This is a genomic window from Ruminococcus sp. AF31-8BH (assembly GCF_003460605.1).
Classification (GTDB): domain Bacteria; phylum Bacillota; class Clostridia; order Lachnospirales; family Lachnospiraceae; genus Blautia_A; species Blautia_A acetigignens.
In genome coordinates this window covers 223,642-240,572 of sequence record NZ_QTVN01000002.1, presented here as the reverse complement: position 1 = coordinate 240,572, position 16,931 = coordinate 223,642, and the positions used below count along the sequence as shown (strand labels likewise).

27 protein-coding genes are annotated in these 16,931 nt (G+C 36.7%); 5 read left to right on the top strand and 22 right to left on the bottom strand.

Features of this window, described 5'->3' with window-relative positions:
- Positions 1–267: 267 nt before the first annotated feature.
- Genes DWZ38_RS03610 through DWZ38_RS03590 form a run of 6 tightly spaced genes read right to left on the bottom strand, consistent with a single transcriptional unit; the run spans position 268 to position 2,210 of the window.
- A complete protein-coding gene (locus tag DWZ38_RS03610; RefSeq protein WP_117850100.1) occupies positions 268–456 on the bottom strand; it encodes a hypothetical protein in 189 nt (62 codons plus the stop codon).
- Between the two features lie 2 nt (positions 457–458).
- Positions 459–749 carry a hypothetical protein gene (locus DWZ38_RS03605; protein WP_117850097.1) on the bottom strand — a complete coding sequence of 97 codons (291 nt, stop codon included), beginning with the start codon at positions 747–749 and terminating at the stop codon, positions 459–461.
- Between the two features lie 24 nt (positions 750–773).
- The gene (locus DWZ38_RS22665) at positions 774–1,544 is read right to left on the bottom strand and encodes a phage antirepressor KilAC domain-containing protein (RefSeq protein ID WP_117850094.1); all 771 of its coding nucleotides are present in this window, start codon (positions 1,542–1,544) and stop codon (positions 774–776) included.
- Positions 1,544–1,717, bottom strand: a complete 174-nt coding sequence (locus DWZ38_RS22085) for a hypothetical protein (RefSeq protein WP_178105265.1) — start codon at positions 1,715–1,717, stop codon at positions 1,544–1,546. The genes DWZ38_RS22665 and DWZ38_RS22085 overlap by 1 nt, the downstream gene beginning before the upstream one ends.
- Before the next feature lie 39 nt (positions 1,718–1,756).
- The gene (locus DWZ38_RS03595; protein WP_117850092.1) at positions 1,757–2,029 is read right to left on the bottom strand and encodes a hypothetical protein; all 273 of its coding nucleotides are present in this window, start codon (positions 2,027–2,029) and stop codon (positions 1,757–1,759) included.
- Complete coding sequence (locus DWZ38_RS03590; protein ID WP_147342968.1) at positions 1,986–2,210, bottom strand: hypothetical protein; 225 nt, start codon at positions 2,208–2,210, stop codon at positions 1,986–1,988. The genes DWZ38_RS03595 and DWZ38_RS03590 overlap by 44 nt, the downstream gene beginning before the upstream one ends.
- A gap of 53 nt (positions 2,211–2,263) precedes the next feature.
- On the opposite strand from DWZ38_RS03590, the gene DWZ38_RS03585 reads away from it, so the two are divergent.
- On the top strand, positions 2,264–2,443 hold the full coding sequence (locus DWZ38_RS03585; RefSeq protein WP_117850087.1) for a hypothetical protein: 180 nt from the start codon (positions 2,264–2,266) through the stop codon (positions 2,441–2,443).
- 14 nt (positions 2,444–2,457) lie between these two features.
- On the opposite strand, the gene DWZ38_RS03580 is transcribed toward DWZ38_RS03585, so the two are convergent.
- The 4 genes from DWZ38_RS03580 to DWZ38_RS03565 all read right to left on the bottom strand — a co-directional run bounded on the left by DWZ38_RS03580 (position 2,458) and on the right by DWZ38_RS03565 (position 4,350).
- Entirely contained in the window at positions 2,458–2,637 is a 180-nt protein-coding gene (locus DWZ38_RS03580) for a hypothetical protein (RefSeq protein ID WP_117850085.1), read from the bottom strand.
- Between the two features lie 195 nt (positions 2,638–2,832).
- Positions 2,833–3,633: an ORF6N domain-containing protein gene (locus tag DWZ38_RS03575; protein WP_243000138.1), complete on the bottom strand. Its 801-nt coding sequence runs from the start codon at positions 3,631–3,633 to the stop codon at positions 2,833–2,835.
- 280 nt (positions 3,634–3,913) lie between these two features.
- Positions 3,914–4,111, bottom strand: coding sequence for an XRE family transcriptional regulator (locus DWZ38_RS03570; RefSeq protein ID WP_117850083.1), 198 nt, complete (start codon positions 4,109–4,111; stop codon positions 3,914–3,916).
- Between the two features lie 26 nt (positions 4,112–4,137).
- Positions 4,138–4,350: an XRE family transcriptional regulator gene (locus tag DWZ38_RS03565; RefSeq protein WP_117850081.1), complete on the bottom strand. Its 213-nt coding sequence runs from the start codon at positions 4,348–4,350 to the stop codon at positions 4,138–4,140.
- A 161-nt stretch (positions 4,351–4,511) separates the two neighbouring features.
- Between DWZ38_RS03565 and DWZ38_RS03560 the strand changes: the two genes are divergently transcribed.
- Complete coding sequence (locus tag DWZ38_RS03560) at positions 4,512–4,865, top strand: helix-turn-helix transcriptional regulator (RefSeq protein ID WP_117850078.1); 354 nt, start codon at positions 4,512–4,514, stop codon at positions 4,863–4,865.
- A 169-nt stretch (positions 4,866–5,034) separates the two neighbouring features.
- Here DWZ38_RS03560 and DWZ38_RS03555 read toward each other — a convergent pair whose 3' ends face one another.
- Positions 5,035–5,391: a hypothetical protein gene (locus tag DWZ38_RS03555; RefSeq protein WP_147342967.1), complete on the bottom strand. Its 357-nt coding sequence runs from the start codon at positions 5,389–5,391 to the stop codon at positions 5,035–5,037.
- A 126-nt stretch (positions 5,392–5,517) separates the two neighbouring features.
- Here DWZ38_RS03555 and DWZ38_RS03550 point away from each other — a divergent pair, with 126 nt between their 5' ends.
- A complete protein-coding gene (locus DWZ38_RS03550) occupies positions 5,518–6,219 on the top strand; it encodes a LytTR family DNA-binding domain-containing protein (RefSeq protein ID WP_117850073.1) in 702 nt (233 codons plus the stop codon).
- Between the two features lie 27 nt (positions 6,220–6,246).
- On the opposite strand, the gene DWZ38_RS22660 is transcribed toward DWZ38_RS03550, so the two are convergent.
- From DWZ38_RS22660 to DWZ38_RS03495, 10 genes are all read right to left on the bottom strand, one after another.
- Complete coding sequence (locus DWZ38_RS22660) at positions 6,247–7,053, bottom strand: N-acetylmuramoyl-L-alanine amidase (protein ID WP_243000137.1); 807 nt, start codon at positions 7,051–7,053, stop codon at positions 6,247–6,249.
- Between the two features lie 635 nt (positions 7,054–7,688).
- Positions 7,689–8,147: a hypothetical protein gene (locus DWZ38_RS03535; protein ID WP_117850069.1), complete on the bottom strand. Its 459-nt coding sequence runs from the start codon at positions 8,145–8,147 to the stop codon at positions 7,689–7,691.
- Positions 8,148–8,161: 14 nt separating this feature from the next.
- Positions 8,162–8,368 carry a hypothetical protein gene (locus DWZ38_RS03530; RefSeq protein ID WP_117850066.1) on the bottom strand — a complete coding sequence of 69 codons (207 nt, stop codon included), beginning with the start codon at positions 8,366–8,368 and terminating at the stop codon, positions 8,162–8,164.
- Positions 8,365–12,234 carry a hypothetical protein gene (locus DWZ38_RS03525; protein ID WP_117850064.1) on the bottom strand — a complete coding sequence of 1,290 codons (3,870 nt, stop codon included), beginning with the start codon at positions 12,232–12,234 and terminating at the stop codon, positions 8,365–8,367. Before DWZ38_RS03525 ends, DWZ38_RS03530 begins: the two co-directional genes overlap by 4 nt.
- Before the next feature lie 3 nt (positions 12,235–12,237).
- Positions 12,238–12,603, bottom strand: a complete 366-nt coding sequence (locus DWZ38_RS03520; protein WP_117850062.1) for a hypothetical protein — start codon at positions 12,601–12,603, stop codon at positions 12,238–12,240.
- Positions 12,604–12,613: 10 nt separating this feature from the next.
- Positions 12,614–13,273, bottom strand: a complete 660-nt coding sequence (locus DWZ38_RS03515; protein WP_117850060.1) for a Rha family transcriptional regulator — start codon at positions 13,271–13,273, stop codon at positions 12,614–12,616.
- A 136-nt stretch (positions 13,274–13,409) separates the two neighbouring features.
- A complete protein-coding gene (locus DWZ38_RS03510; protein ID WP_117850057.1) occupies positions 13,410–13,706 on the bottom strand; it encodes an HNH endonuclease signature motif containing protein in 297 nt (98 codons plus the stop codon).
- A gap of 4 nt (positions 13,707–13,710) precedes the next feature.
- The gene (locus DWZ38_RS03505; protein WP_117850055.1) at positions 13,711–13,962 is read right to left on the bottom strand and encodes a hypothetical protein; all 252 of its coding nucleotides are present in this window, start codon (positions 13,960–13,962) and stop codon (positions 13,711–13,713) included.
- Between the two features lie 36 nt (positions 13,963–13,998).
- Positions 13,999–14,760, bottom strand: a complete 762-nt coding sequence (locus DWZ38_RS03500) for an ORF6C domain-containing protein (RefSeq protein ID WP_117850053.1) — start codon at positions 14,758–14,760, stop codon at positions 13,999–14,001.
- 134 nt (positions 14,761–14,894) lie between these two features.
- Complete coding sequence (locus DWZ38_RS03495) at positions 14,895–15,086, bottom strand: hypothetical protein (protein WP_117850051.1); 192 nt, start codon at positions 15,084–15,086, stop codon at positions 14,895–14,897.
- 155 nt (positions 15,087–15,241) lie between these two features.
- Between DWZ38_RS03495 and lepB the strand changes: the two genes are divergently transcribed.
- The gene (gene lepB / locus DWZ38_RS03490) at positions 15,242–15,805 is read left to right on the top strand and encodes a signal peptidase I (RefSeq protein WP_117850049.1); all 564 of its coding nucleotides are present in this window, start codon (positions 15,242–15,244) and stop codon (positions 15,803–15,805) included.
- Between the two features lie 165 nt (positions 15,806–15,970).
- On the opposite strand, the gene DWZ38_RS03485 is transcribed toward lepB, so the two are convergent.
- The gene (locus DWZ38_RS03485) at positions 15,971–16,165 is read right to left on the bottom strand and encodes a hypothetical protein (RefSeq protein ID WP_117850046.1); all 195 of its coding nucleotides are present in this window, start codon (positions 16,163–16,165) and stop codon (positions 15,971–15,973) included.
- A gap of 202 nt (positions 16,166–16,367) precedes the next feature.
- On the opposite strand from DWZ38_RS03485, the gene DWZ38_RS03480 reads away from it, so the two are divergent.
- On the top strand, positions 16,368–16,844 hold the full coding sequence (locus tag DWZ38_RS03480; protein WP_117850043.1) for a hypothetical protein: 477 nt from the start codon (positions 16,368–16,370) through the stop codon (positions 16,842–16,844).
- Positions 16,845–16,931: the final 87 nt, after the last annotated feature.

Below are 16,931 nucleotides of genomic sequence, written 5' to 3'. Positions count from 1 at the left end.
TGATCTCCGGTATTGGTTGCCGCTGACTGATCTCCGGTATTGGTTGCCGCTGAACGATTTCCAGTATTGGTTGCCTTATCATCTTCCCAATTAACTTGCTCTTTGATGTATTCAACGCCAGCTTTGATAATTCCAGCAATTCCAATTTCTGCTTTCACGGAAATAATCCATAATTACAAATGTTTGCTTTTTCTTCTGTGTATTCTTTTCCAATTTCATACTGGAAATCTCTACACTTTAAGTCCTTGTCAAAGCCTTTAAAGCATTTCATTCTTTCTTTTCCTCCTTTGATTCCTCTAAACCAAGCCCAAGCATTCTGAATGCCATGTCCTTTGTGAAATCATAATCTTTCACGCTATTCGCCCAAGCTTCAAATGCCTTTAATCTTCCAACCAGAAGTGCATATTCTTCATTGGCATTCTCTGGAATGTAATCTGTGCTCTTAGTTTCTCCCATGATTAATTCTCCTTGTCTTTTGCACCGAATGTTTTAAGCATTTCTTCCAGAAGCGAAATAATCGGAATAATTGCATCTGCCTGTTTGAACTTTTCCTTGATTTCTTTATCAAGTTCTTCTTCGTTCATAAGGCCATGCTCAAATGAATGTCTAAGCTGCTCTTTTATTTCTTTCTCTTCTCCCCCATCTTTTACAAACATCTCTTTAATTTCATGGGTAATAACTGCATACTCTGAAAGAATATCAATTCCTTTACCAGAAATTTTGACTAAGCCGTTTTCAAATTTAATCATGCTATTTTTCCTCCCTGTTTTCATTTATGCTGTTTCTTCCAACATCTCAATGACTGGAAGAATTTCTTTTTCCTTCAATGTGTTGTAAAGGAAGATTCTTCCCTTTTGTGTCCACTTGGTATTCATTTTCACATCTGGTCTTCCGTCTGATCTGGTAATATTTACCGTTTCAGAATGCGTATAACCCATATTGTGATAGGTACTATACAGAAGCCACTGTCCGCTCTGTTTGTATTGGATTCCCAAGTCATGAAGTAAACTGTTCATCTCTTTTGCAGACATTCCGTAATCTTTGGAAATCTGTGTGATTGTAACCAATCCTGGATTTTTCAGAATTTCGTCATAATAATCTGCTTTCGGTTTCAATTCTCCGATGATCTGGTTCTTTACGCTGATCTCTGTTGAAAGAGCCCTTACGGAATCTTTAAGCTTAGCTATTGTCTGGTCTGCCATTTTTAAAGCTCTGGCAAATATCTGTTCTGGCGTGTTCCAGGCTTTCTCGAGGTCTAAAAAGTATTGTCGGTATTGTCTGCCTTTTTCTGAACGCTGAATCATACAAATCTGTTTCGCCATGTCTATAGAAACTCGATAGTCAGTAATTTCTCTTTCTGCTCCATTATTCACAAGTGTGGAACTTTTCACACTTGTAAAATCATTTCCTTCTGAGAAACCATATGCAGACATTCTTTCAAACCATCTTGAAAATCTATCTGTAATTTCAAGTCCTGTGTACAACTCTCTTGCTGATACCGTAGGCTGTTCACCTTCATAATTAATCGGTATTAATTCGTTCATTAGTCTCCTTTCCAATATTCATCAAAAATCCAATTTCCAAAAGCTATCCATTTTTCACCAAACAGCCAAAACGTCCAGCCATCCCTTCCTTCTTCATGGTATGGTTTCGCATCCACTATTTGTCCACGAAAACTTTTTGGAATACGCATACTATTTCCGATTTTCTTTTTCATTATCTGTTCAACCTCTTACAAATTTTCTTATAGTAATTCTTACTCTGGTGAAAAAGTCATAATCCGTGGATTATCTTTAAATTTTATACCCTCAATTTCACCTACTCCATTTTGATTAACTTTCAAAAATTGTAAATCTGTAGATAAATCAAAAGCATTCAGATCAATGGAAAGTATAGGTTCTGAATCTCCAACTCCCTGTTTCAACTCAAAACTCCTTACACCTTCGAGTTTGTGACCATCCACAAGGATTTCTGTGAAGATTCCTTCATTGCCATTTACTTGCCGGATTTCGATTTTTGATGTTTTCATTAGTCTCCTTTCTTTCCATCATCATAGAATTTTGAGGTTCGAGAAGAGGTCTATCAATAATACGTTTTTCGATGCTTTTCTTATCTTTTTTAGAAACTCGTTTTTTTGGCTGCTCCATGATATTGTGAATAGCTTGGAGCTCTTCCAAAATAGAATAAAAAACATTATATGTATCATTCATATAATTTTTCTCCATTCTATGATATAATCTCCTTTAGGAAGGAGGTGTTAACAATGGATAACTTTCAAATTGCTCACGACTTAGCTATTGCCAAAGCAGTTAAGGAAGGTTCTGGTTCAAAAGAAATTCTTGATTTATACCACACATACAATGATGAATTTCTTACCTTGTTAAGCAAAGAACCTGTAAAAGTTGGAAAAGCAACTGCAACAGAATACCCATCAGCTAAATAATTATCTGGTGTGCTTTATGTAATCTCTTTTACATAGAGCACATCTACTGGGTTAAACTTCAAGCAATATTGTTTTCCCTCATCATCCCATTCTAAGCGTATCAGTTGATCTCTAATATCCGGTTTCACAATATCATCCGGGAACACGCACGGGACTTCGATTGTTTCCCCATTTTTAAATTTAATAATCGTCATTTTCCAACCTCTCTTCTAATCTGAATCAACAGTTTCTTTTTTATCTGTTTTTTGTTCCAGGCTGTTATCAGAAAAACTTTCCACTTTCCCGAGAATGTAGCCTTTATCAAACTCTGACATTTTCGGGATTGCTTCTTTCAGCTTTTCTACGATTTTTTTTCTTTCTCTGACATTATCTATTTCACTTCCTTTCTTCTACGCACAATATTTAATTTCGTATTCAGTCACGATCTTTGAGAAAATCTCTCGTAACTTTTTATCGTCATCAATAACATCCATTCTGTTGAGCGAGTTAATCTCTGTTTTCGTGCATCCATTTTCTGTCATTCGTTTTCGCTTATTTCTTAATCTTGTATTCAGATCACATCCAGCCCGGCGTTCCAATTCTGTGTACATTTCTGTTCTAAGCATTTTAAACTCTTCTCCAGCACCTTTTTGTATGCGATTGAATTTAGAATTAATTTCTGAACGCCAGTTATCAAATACAGGCTTAACCGCTTCTTTGATGTTCTCTGTAGTTGCAACAGCTTTATCTGCGGTTTCTTTGGCAATTAAAATCTGTCTGTCTCTTTCTTTATCAGCAAGTTCTTTTTCAACCATCTGTGAAAGTAGTCCCTGTAACATTTGAAGCTCTGGTGACAATGCTCTTTTTACAGTTTCTTTAGTTTTGAAATATCCATTTACAAGCTGTCTCTGAACATCCCATGCCAAATCGTCTGTAAAGGACTTAACCAACATCAGATAACCTTGTTCTGTGGCAAGAATAACTTTTTCTGGGACACCGCCCTGTGGTCTTTCCAAACCAAGCGTCCGAATTTCGGACGGCTGAGTTATAACGAAGAAATCTTCTCCTTCAATAAAGTGATTTCGATTGTCGTTGAATCTCTTCCTTGCCGTTCCGTCTGGTCTGCCGTGTACCATGTCAATATCTTTCAATGTAACAACTCGCTGACCGTTATACTCTTTTATTGAGATATCTGAATTTCCAATATGCACTAACTGGTTCGTGTTTATCACTCCTTTCTTAATCTGACTTTCAATTCCGTTTTGTGTTGAAAATATTTTTCCTATGTGTTAAAATTATTTCATACCCAAATAATTGGCAGCTAATCTTTTTTTACTCAATCGCAGAACTAAAACTGCGTAAGTGGCGAAGTGTTTCAAGAAACATTTGGTGCTGCTTATGTGACTGAACAAGTGTGTTCAGTCTGCAAAACACATAAGGTAAACAAATTTAGGCAAGAACTGATAGGAAAGCACTCCTGTCAGTTTTTTGCTATTCTTCTTTAAACAGATATTCCAGATCATATTCTGGAAAAAGCTCTTTTTTAGAAAGGACTGCTTCTGGATATGTAAAAGGTGTTTTCCCCTTTATCTTGTTCTGAATAGTCCTTTCATCAACACCAAGAACCTTTGCAAACGCTCTGATTGTAATTCCTTTATCATCAAGAGCTTTTTTTAAATGAATTAACATTAATACCCCCCGTCGCATTATTGCGACTACTGTGTAAAAAAAATATCTATTGCTTCTTCCCTACTTAAAGGAACTGCGCTTACAATTCCGTGAATTTCACCAATTGTAAACTTTTCGCCGCCATCTTTCAACTTACGGTAAAAAGTGCTTCTATCCATACCAATTGCGCTTGCAACAGCTTCTTGTGTATTTCCATGTTCAACAATTTTACCTTTAAGCCTTGCTATATTTACAACCACAAGCGTTACCTCCTTTCTAGTAGCATTATTGCGACTTTGTGATTATATATTACCTCTTACAGTCGCATTTGTCAATATAAAAATTCGCATTTTTGCAATTATTTTTGTTGCATTTTCGCAACATTAATGATATTATATATTTCAGAAAGGAGGTGTACAAAATGTCGAAAACTGGCGAACAAATAAAAAAGAGAAGAAAACAGCTTGGTATGAGCGCCGATGAACTTGCTGAAAAGTTGGGTGTATCGAGATCTACTATATTTAGATATGAAAAAGGAGATATTGATAAGGTACCAGCAGAATATGCAAAGCCATTGGCGGATGCGCTCTGCACTACTCCAGCATATTTGATGGGATGGGAAGATAATTTAGAAATCGAAACAGATTTTATCCCAAAACTTATGACTGACACAATATCTGTAGAACATGTTAAGCTGTTGCTTGAACTGAGTGACACTGATAAAAAGAGTGTTTTCGACATGATTGAATTTCTTTACAAAAAGAGCAGGGATTAATCTCCCTGCTTTTTTAATAGCCCCATTGTTTTTTAAATGAAATAATCATGTTATACAAAAACTTCATAAACTTTTCGCTATGTATATTTTCAAGCATTTCAATAATCTCTTTCTTGTAATCCATGTAAATCCCTCCCAATATTCCAAACATTTGTTCCTGCTTATTAAATTATATCATGTTTTCATAACCATATAATGGAACGGAATCATCTCCACTCAAGTCCTTTCTGGCAAGTTGCTTTCCTCCGATTTTCCTGTGAATTATAATCTTTTTTGCATAAATATTGTGATTACAGTCTTTTTTAATCGTATTATTAGTATGCAGGGAAATTTCAGATGTTAAACAATTTGCCTCTATAACACATCTCTTCGGAATACGACTTTCCTGTATAGTCTCTGCCTGGGACATGTTGATTTTCTCCTCCCAACTAGAATTGCTGTGTTCCAGGCATATATTAATGTGAACAGATAAAAGTAATTGTATTATTAATAAAAACAATGCTGTTTGTTTTGACTTTTCTTTCATATAGAACCTCTTTACACTACTTTTTTAGTATGTTATAGTGTATTATAGCAACAATTTTTATATAATACGATTTTTGGCAAAATCGTGTTCTCTGATGGCGAAATTAGCAGAAAAGGGATGATTTGAATGCGAATTGCAATATGTGATGATAACGAAATCCAGATTGGTATATTTATGCATCGGATTAAAAATTTTCTCAAACGAAATGGTGATATAAAAGCATTGATTACTCCGTATGATAAAGGACAGCCACTTATTGATGATGTGGCAGATGGCGAATGGTATGATATTGTAGTTTTGGATATCGTTTTGAGAGAAGAAAATGGAATTGAAGTTGCAAAGGAATTGAGATTAAATGGCTATGATGGAAATATTATTTTCTGGACAGCCCACAAAGAGTATGTTTTTGAAGCTCTTGATATACTCCCGGTTCACTATATCATAAAAGGATCTGAAAACGGCAGAATGTATACTGCTTTCAATCATGCTCTGGAACATATCAGCAAAAGCACTCTTATGATAAAAGGAAAAGACTTTATTCATCGGGTGGAATTTCAAAATATCGAATATATTGAGAGTCGAAACAAATACATCATTATTCACTGCACTTGCGGTATAGTTTATACGGAACGATGTAAACTATCCGATATTGAAGAATTACTAGATTCCAGATTTTTGAGATGTCACCAGAGCTACATAATAAACATGGACGAGGTAAAAGAAATAAACGATTCGTTCCTCATGTTCTCCGGGAATATAGTGCCTATCAGAAGAAAAGACTTTGTGAAAATAAGAAACGAATTTGAGGAATATACGACATTTAAATAGCTCCCGGGAAAACCCCCGGGAGTATTATTATTTCAGTAATTCATTGACTTTTTTCTGTACTTCTGCGTAATTGTAGCCAGCGGATTCCAGGCGGTCTTTTCTGCTCTGTCCATTTCCCCATTCGCCATTGATTACCTCTTTTGCAACTTGGGCTACACTTTTCTTTGCTGTCATGGAATACACTACTTTTCCGTTCCAATCAAACACAGTATATCCAGCCTTGCAAGCTTTTTTCGCATTTTCCAGTGACTTGTAAGCCCCGATCTGGCTCTTGGAATCCTTCCAGGTCTTGCGGACACGGTAATACTTGTCAACCTTTGCTGTCGGTTTTGTGGTTGGCACTGTCACGGTTTCACTGGAAATAAGCTTCTTGAATCTATCCCAGTCATCCCTTTTACGGATAACGGATGGACAATTCTTAGCGCACACATCGTAGTGCTGAACAACTCGGCTTGCTGGAATGCCGTATTTCTTCATAAGCTGTTTGCACACATCTACTGTATTCTGGAAAGCCTTTTCGTAGTTATATCCAGCATTCATGCACATTTCAATACCAATAGAATTGTGATTGTTTACAGTTCCAAAAAGCTTACCGCCGTAATTTACTCCAACGTGCCATGCTCCACGATTATACGGCAAAGCTTGATATGCCGACTTATCGTCAACGAATACATGGGCTGAATAGCCGTGAAAATTGCCATTATGCTGTGCGGTGGCGTGTGCCTTAGCGTCCGCTGTTTTGGCTGTATTATCTGTATTGTGAATGACAATATACAGAGGTGTTTGTCCTGCGTAACTGTTATTGTTGCTGATTAATGAGGTATTAATATTCATGTATGTTCTCCTTTCATTATTGAGGTTAAAAAGTGCATAATAAAAAGCACCCCAAATGGGATGCTCTTTAGCATAAACTCTTTATCCTATATATTTACGGTGATTTTGGGTTCACAAAGGTAAGGTACTATGTTATAATATAGTCGTACCCTTTGTGGTGCTTGGAGCTGAACTTTTTGATTGGTAGTCGGGAGTTCAGCTCCCTTTTTATTGTTCCGATTTTGATATGCTGATTATAGCATATTCATTTTATGTTTGGTAGTGTTTTGTTATTTTTTTCTTACTTCTCCAATAAACTCTATAGTGAGACAAAGATTGAAAAAATAGGATATACCGGAGAAACAAACTTCTATCAAGTAGATTTATCTGCATTAAGTTTTGGCGTCTATGAGTTTTTCGCCTCAACCGGTCAATACTGTTTACTTGGAAATTATGTTGATTATTGGTCAATAATTAGTAGCACTAATGATGAGTTCAAACTTATTGATAAAAATACATTGCAAATATACTCTGGTTCATGGTATTCCGATGTGTACAGAAGAAAAATTTTATAATTTTTAACTGTAACTTTTAAATACAACCGGAACTTGGGAGAATGGAATTTAAATTAAAGCCATTTTTATCTTAGCTCACTGTCATAATATTTTTACCCATTTACCATTAGAATACTGCGCTGCCGCTAATTTTTTCGAAGCGTTTTCCACCCCAATGAAATTTATATTGTTTTGCCCAGCGAGTACAATCCCCCAAGCCCAGCCGCTGTACAATCCGCCAATTGTTCCCCATACAGGAAGTAAATTACAACCATCGCCAGCGTTTACGCTATTAAGTATAGTGCTGGCACTAGCTTCATCACTAAGATTTAAGACTTTTTTCGGCACCTTATCACCATTTAGTGCATTTATTGCCCCGATGATTGTCTTATTATTTGTCTCCAATTTCGAGATAACAGCCGTTGACATTTTATCAACGACATAATCCCAAAATTTACTCATTAGTCCGCGCTTGTTCGCTTTCCCTGTTGCATCATACAACATTACTTCGTCATTATCCGCTAACGTATCTTTTGATGTGTATTCAGTCCATTTTGGCATGTTGTTGTCCTCCTTTAATTCAGTTGATTTTTGTTAATATAGTCTTCGATTGCCTTAATATTTGCCGACAGCCCCTCATCAAAAATGAGAAAATTTCCTTTCTCGTTCTGGCTCAAAACCTTTCCACTTTCGGTGTCAATCGTTGAGTAGGTAAAAGCGATTCTATCGCCCTCGCCTGTTGACAATTTCATAAATGATGTAAGTTTTTTAATCTGGCTCATAATAATTCTCCTTCCATTTCTTGAATTAGTTTTTCTCTTTCCGAGAACATTTCATTCTCAATGTCGTTCAATCTAAAATTAACTTCCCTATCTTCTTTTCCGGCATTAAAGCGTATAAATTCTTTATTTTTCTGCTTTGCTTTCAGCTCCCACGCAAAATGCAAGCCTGGTGTTCCTTTTACCTTGAAATAAGTATTTGTCTTTTCAGCTATCCATGTTTGTCCCTCTCCTTCATTCTGTAAGAACACATAATACTCGATTCCTGTGTCGGTCGATTCCTGAAATATATCATCAATCATAATGATTGCGATTCCGTCATCTCCGATTACGCCACCGCCAAAATCTCCCAGAGTTGGAGTTGGAGTCTCGTAGCAGTAAAATAGCTGTTCTCCATAGTTTTCAGTGTCAGCTATTATGGATTTTGTTCCAGAAACCTTAAAATCGCCAAAAATACTAACATCTGAATTGAATTGTGTTCTTCCCAGATAATGTTTTGAACCGTCTGTAAAGCCACTTTCTGTTGTTGTATTATGTGGTGTTAAATTTAATGAGTTAGCGTAAGAGGATGCAATACCACTTGCGCTGTATTTAATAAATTGTCCTTGTGCATCCATAGCAAGCATTGATGGAGCGTTATATTCATTTCCTACGGAAATCTGTAGGGTTCCATTTTTTTTATTATAAATTCTGTTGTTTTGAATCGTAAATCCGCCTATAGTGGCTCCAATTGCCGCAAGCTCATTCAAGGACATTTTTTCAGCCGTGACCGCCTTAGCATCTAATTTTTCTGTGGTAATAGAACCAGCTGCTAGAGCATTAGCGGCTATGCTCAACGCTTTAATAAATTGTCCATTTACATAAATGTTTCCGTTTTCGTCTAAATAAATTCCCTGTGCCTTGCCACCATTGGTAAGCTTGCTGAAAATATCGACTTGTGTCTGTCCATCGACAGCTGATTTTGCTGAGCTATTAGCAATCTCATCGACCGTCTTTCCTTGTAGCGAAAAAGTCTTTGGAGCTAGAATAACATTTCCGTTGCTGTCGATTTCTAAAGTCACATTATTGTCGTCATCAATAACTTTCAGTCCTCGACCATTGATTCTCTCACCAGCAAGCAGTCCAGCCAGAATATATTTTGCATTAATGTATACTTTTCCATCTTTGATATAGATTCCCTGTTCAGTGCCGCCTTTTGTGAGTTTATTGAACACTTCATCCTGTCCAAGACTGGTATCATACTTATCAATTGCATTTTTAATATCGTCTTTGTCTGCATACTTGAAATCAATCCAATCGGATGCGTCAAACGCTCCGCCAACACGATTTACAGTGGATGTTTTGAGGGAAGCCTTTCCTTCACTATTGGTTGTCACCCACAAGTCACCTTCGTAATATGGCGGTTTTGGCTGAACCATATAGACAGATGACTTCCCATCTATCTTGTCTAACAGTTCATCTGGTATGGATTGTGGTTGCCAAATACCAGATTTGTAAATCCATTGTGTGTTATCAGAAGTATTGTGCCAAAGGTCACCTTCATGCTCTGCTTTCTCGGACTCCCATATCAAGACAATTTCATTCCCGGATTCATCCAGAATCTTGTTTCCATCAATATCACACCACGGTTGTTCCTCTGTTTTTGTCCATTTAAGAGAAGGGTCGTTTGGCTGATACCAAGTTTCAATTTTTCCATCAATCTGTGTTTTTAAAGAATTAAGAGAATCTTTAAAAACGCCATTGATAAATAAATCTAAAGAACTATCATCTGTGTATTTTGAAGCCTTTTCCCAATCTGAAGCAGAATAAGAACCGCTTGCTCTGGCAACTTTACATCTCATCAAATCACCATTAGAGCCTTGTGTCCATAAGTCTCCAATGTCATAAGGTGGCTCTGGCTGAACTACGAATACTCTGCGCTTATGATCTGCAGTATCTTGCGCTTTTTCTGCGGCGGCAAGTGCTAACGTGATATCGGTATCTTGTACCAATTGCCATTTCCAAGTTGCCCCATCTTGCATAAAACGGTACGCATATCCCCTGGATTTCCAGTAAAATAGGTCGCCCTCATGTTTCTTTCGTTCTTCGTTGGTAGTCCACTCGGAAGCCGGGATATTCTGCAAGGTCGGTTCATAGTCATAAAAAAAAGTCTCAATCTGTCCGTCGATTTGAGACTGCAAATTATTGATATCAGTTGTGTATGTATTGCTTATAAAATTATTTACTTCTGTTTCTGCTTTTTCCTTTGCAATCGCATTAACATCTTTTCCCTTGACTTGTACGGAATCCGCATTAATAACAACCCTTCCTGTTGTTACATCAACCAGGAAAGTTATGTTTCCATCTTTATCAATAGCCTTAATGGTTCCCGTATTAATCCAATCTGCATTAACACCTGTAGCCGTAAGGATTCTGGCAATCACATCACCATCAACTGTCATGCCACCATTCCAATGTTGCCCACCATCTGTAGAAACAGCCCATGCTTCCGCAGTCATTTTCCATATAATATCAGAATCGGACAACTGTGGCTTATTATGAAGATAATAGATTTTGCTTCCGTCCGGCTGTGTTTCTACTGTCGTGTATGTTCCAGAAGATTCCGCAAGGCGTTGTGATAATTCTTCCAGTGCCTTTTCTCTGGCGGTACGTTCATCTTTTAAGTTCTTTTTGTTTTCAGCTTGCACCTGTTGGTTAAGTGTATACTGTTTCTGCTTATTCCTGGATGCACTCTTAGCACTGCATTCAAGTTGCTCAAATGCGCCTGGATTCAAAGTAACAGAAGTTAGGTAGCTCTTATACTGTTTTCCGTTTCTATCGGAAATCGCAATGGTGTCACCAGCTTCCCATGCAATATTTGTTAAAGCACCAGTAGAAAACGGTCTGAATTTCATTCCAACACATCTGTCTGAAATAATCTTGCAGATTGCTTCTCCTGTTCCCTCTTGAATTAGCTTATTATCACTTATTTCGATAACGTAGCCGGATTTTCCCGACTGATATGTTTTCGCTTCATTTTGAGAAGAATTTTCAACGTATTCTGTAACTTTTATACCTGTTATTTCAAGATCATACAGCCATGGAGTAAATCCGTTTGTTTGAATTGTTGTAATCCCAGTCTGCATGATAGTAATGATTTGTTCACCAGTGGTATCTAATATGTCGTTACCTTCTACATCTTTCCATGGAGTTTCCACCAAATCATAAAAATTATCCGGGACTTCACGTTCATACCATCCAAAGCATAAGCGACCATATTCGTCACATTTCGCCCACTGGCAGCCCATCTGTGCTACCCATGCAATTACCTGTCTGAAAGTAATACTGCTATCGTCTGGTCGATTCTGTATTATCAAATCATCATTATCAAACCTTGTAGATTGAAGTGTTACTCCGCACACCTCGCAAGCATCCTGGATGATCTGTAATCTGGTTGCCGGATAGGACAGCTTACTTTCTGAATAATCACGATCAAATAATCGCATGGAATCTTCACAGGTTAGGCTGATAATTGCAGTGCTTTGATATGGAGCATCTGTTACCGTCATAGTACAGATACGGATTTTTTCAATACCAGTAGATAATTCAAGTCCAATATAGCAAACAACCCTTGCTCCATCCCAGATGTAATCTGTGTACTTTCCAGAAAAGTTGTTGATCTGCAATGTCAGCTTATTTACGATAGCTGCGCCGATATCAAAAGAACCACTTTGCGATACTGCATCCTCAAATTTGAAGCCATTAGACCATAAATCTTTGTCGGTAATGGATAATGTGCTTCCGTCCGTAAAGGTAAAATCTGCATATTTCAGATAGTTACGGTTCCCACTATTCTGTTGTTCTTTAAATTCCGTTGATAAATTTCGCATATCTTACCTCTCGATAAAATCAAATTTAAGTCCTTCCATGCGCTCATTTCCTATCCACCAGCATTTAAAGGGTGATTCCCTGTCCCCAACATAAAATGTTCTGGTTTCGTGTTTATTTGCAGATAGCAAGTCTGGATATGTGACCTGTATGTACTCTGGATTTACTGCCTGTATAATTTTGCAAGCAGTGTCCCAGTCTGGGCCATTCCAACCTACAGACAGCTTTCGTTTCTGTCCAACTCTGTTTTTGTGCATGGTCGTATCGTCGGTTCTGCCGGATTCTGATGCCGATATATCCTGTAATCCCCATGTAAAAGAAGAAGGACAGGGCATTGCTACCCCATCCACTTTTAAAAATGCTTCTGCCATATGCTAACCCTCATGCAATCATTTTTGTTGCTTCGCTTCGGATAAATTCTTTAATTTGCTGATATCCCCATCCGCAATTAATAAGGCTACTTACAAGCATTTCCATACTCTGAACTTTCGCCAAGTCATCACCTGTGAAGAAATCTCTAAGATTCTCTTTTGCTTTTACTCCATAATCACTTTCAAGCTCTTTTGCTGTCTTTCCGAACAAATTGCGATAAATCAGATTTGTATAATTTGGATAAGCAAATCTCTTATTTGGGCTTTCTGTTATTTTCATCTTAATTGTATCTGTGAGGATATGCCGAATAACAACACCCTTGTCACGTTCAATTTGCCATTGCTGGCGTTCTGTATATAAGCGTTTTAACTCGCTTTCCATCTTGTTGAAGGCTTCAATATACTTAATTTTCCATTGTAAGGCTTTTTCACCAGTAAAGCCCATTACGAGCAATGAAAAACCATCTCTATCCATTTCGTACATTGGATATTCTTTTCCACGGTTCTTATATGTTGTAAGTTGAAAAAATTTGGCGGCTGAATTATCAGCCACGAGATTTTCAATTGATTGTAGAACATTCTTATGTTCTTTCTCAAAAACCTCTGCAACTTTCAGACTTGTTGTAATAAGTTTCTCTTCGTATCTTTTTCCAACGATTTCTACCAGCATAAATTCATATCTCCTTTATGATTTATTTTTTGGCAACAAAAAAGCGCCTACCCCGAAAGGTAAACGCTTTAAAAATTGCTTATTATGATTTTATATTATAACATACGGTGAAAGTATCATTCAGTATACTATGGTATCATTCTACAATTCCTCCCAACACTCTAATCAACTTCTGTTTGCGGTTATACTTCAAAATCTCGGAAATCTGCCCCATCATATCATCCATTGTCATGTTGCTCTTCATGCTGTTGCAACGCTTACACGCCAGTTGCAGATTCTTAATATCATTGGTGCCGCCACGAGACAACGGCATAATGTGGTCGATTGTCATTTTCTTAAATTTGACTGGCTTACCGCATATCGCACATTTTCCGTTGCATTTGGCGTACACGCTCTTTTTCTGAAAGTCATTGAACTGGATTCTATTTGCCATACGATCACGCTTTCTGTTCCATAGATTCAAGAGCCTTAAATTTCTGTCTTGCTTTATTGGCATAATCGCTCAAAATCAACAGTTTCATTGTCATAAATTGCTTGTTATGTGCAAAGAAAAGGCTTTTCTCTTTGTCCATCTCTTCTGTGCTGTTAAATCCATACTGTTCCATGAAATCATCCACAAGAAACTTGATTTTATCAATAGTGTCCTCTACTTCGAACATTGTGTCTTCTCTATCCATATTTTCTGTCATTTTATTTTCCTCCTGTGTATCTCTGTAAAAATCTAATTAAAAGAATCTTTGCTGTGCATTTTCTGTATCAATCTCATTCTTCAAGAAAACTGGCGGTTTGTATTCTCCAATAATCTTGACTGCCTGTTCTACCTGGCTTCTCTTAATTGCCTTATAACTTTTTACCTGGAACTGGTAGCGCAGGTTGGAATGAATGTTACTGTAAACCTTCTGGCGAATGGAACGGCTATTGTAAGCATTGGATTCCTTGCCACCAAGTACCAGTGTTCCTTTTCTCTTTACGGCTTCCGTGATTTTCTCCGCTTCAATCGGGAGAATCGGCAAATCCATTTTTAAAGTCTCAAACTCTGTCTGGATATCGTCAATCCGCTTATTCAGTTCTACGTTTCCCTGTGCTAGAAGCTGAATCTGTTCGGGGATGGTCATTGGTACTGGGTGGCGAACCGTTTCTTTTAATTTGTCCTCTACTTTGAGAAAATATTGTCTGGCTTGTTCACCTTTGGCACTCTTTGATTGCATAGAAAGTTTCTTTGCAAAGCTGGCAGAGAGTTTATAATCTTCTCTTTGAATAACGCCACCTGTCGGTGTCTCCTCCTCAAGGAAGAGTCGCAAATAATCCTCATTTTCGGTTGCGAAATCATTTTCTGCAATGTTTCTCTTACACCATCTAGCAAAATTTTGTGGCGCTAACTCAAGAAAAGCATATAACTTTCTGGCAGTAGTCATACCCTCTTCATCAATGCCAAGTGCAATCTCAATAGGTGTCTGGTTAGATGTGTTAATTGTGATTTCGTTCATATATAAAAATCCTCCTGTAAAATTTTAATTTTTTATTTGCAAACAGGAGGCATATAGTGTTATAATTTGTATAGCCTCCTATTTGGTGGCAGAAGCATTTAAGAGATTCTTAACTTTGGTCGGTCGGGAATCTCTTATTTTTTATCACTCTGGAACATTTTATCATACTGCATTTCAATCCCAATTCTCACAATTTCAGACCTTGTAGTAGCCTTTTCAAGTGCAACAGCATCCAGTTTTTGAAGAGTTTTCTTGTCTAATCTTGTCCTTAACATATAGTCTTTTGGATTGTCAGTTAATTTTGTTCCGATTTTCATAGCAGCCATTTATATCACCTCTCTTTCTTTGTTGCTACAATCCTATTATAGTGTGTAGCAACAATCCTGTCAAGCATTATTTTAACTTTTTTCAAATTTCCTATTCCGCTATCCGTTTTGGAGTGGTAAAATATATATATCATCGCAAAAAGGAGGGGGTATTTATGTCTTTGATTAAATGTCCAGAATGTGGAAAAGAGGTAAGTAATAGCGCTAAAAATTGTCCTAATTGTGGTTTTTGCTTGAAAAAGAAAAAAACATTTGTTATCTCTGTAATCATAACAATTATTGCTTTAGTATCTATAGGTGTTTTTGGCTTCTTAATTACGCACAAAAATATAACCGATACGAATTATTCTGCCTTTGGTGTTTATCCCTGGGAAAATAATACATACAATTCTATTTACTATTATTTTTCATCTCCAAAACGATACGATGTTATAGTTTTTCGTTACCCAGATGATGAAGAGCAAATTTTAGTGAAAAGAATTATTGGCTTACCTGGCGAGATGGTTGAAATCCAAAACGGAAAAATTTTTATAAACGGCTATACCAAAATTGACCTTTCATTTGCAAATGCAGTTCCTGTAAGAGATTTTGGCCCTTATGTAGTTCCTGAAAATTGTTATTTTGTTTTGGGAGATGATATCAATAATTCAAAAGATTCTAGGTATTGGAAAAATACCTACGTCAGAAAAGACCAGATTATTGGAAAAGTAAACGAATGATTTTCTATGCCAGGTGAATTCACCTGGCATTTCTATTGTATGGCAGAAAAATCTCCTTTCGGTGTTTACAATTACACCGAAGGGAGATATGATAACAATATCAACCACTTCGGTGTGTTGAGTGCTTAAAGAGTTCCGACTTTTCCAGGGTGCGTGAATCCTTTTTTATTTGTTTGCTTTTAACATATTCTTGATTTCGATAATTTCCTGTAAGATTTTATCCTCTTTGTCTGCACGAATATCTCCATCAATTAATCTGCGAATATAATCGTTTTTACTCACCCCCATTTCTTTTGCTTTCTCACCGACAAAATCAAGCTGTTCTTCTGTCAGTCTTAACGTAAATGTTTTAATACTCATTAATAGCATTTCTCCTTTCTTGAAGTCATATTGACTTCTCGCTTATAATATACCATGAAGTCATTTAGAAGTCAATATCATTTTCTATTTTTTAAAATCTTTGCTATTAAAAATAATAGCAGAAATTTATTGACATTTAACTAAAAATTCTATAATATAATAATGCAATCAAAAACAATAGCATTGTGAAAGGAGATAAAGTATGCTAGTACGAAATAAAAAACAAGTGCAAAAATCTTTTAGAATTGACGAAGATGTTGAAAGAGATTTAGGTCTACTGTCACAGATCACAGGAAGAAGCCAAAATGAATTGGCGAATGTTGCACTTGAAGAACTGCTGCAAGATAACAGTATTCATTTTCTAAATATTGTAATATTGGAGCATTATGAAAGTGAAGTTGAAAATGCGGATGAAATAGCACCTTTTATATTGGGAGGACTAGAAGTTCAGTTTGCCCCTGTTGACGGAACAAGTGAAATTGAAATTACAAGCATTGTTAGGGACGGAGAAAAAGAACTGGATAAGTATACAAAGAGAATAGATGAATGCAACGGTAATGAACTTGAAAATTATCTTATGTCTTTAAGTATGTATATAGATGTAAAGGCAGAAGATACTGTACAGTATTTGAAAGATAGAACGGATTATAGAGATTATGTAAAAGTAAGAAACAAATAAAAATAAGAGATTCCGTACCGACCAAAGTTAAGAATCTCTTAAATACTTCTGCCACCAAATAGGAGACTATATAAAGTATAACACTAT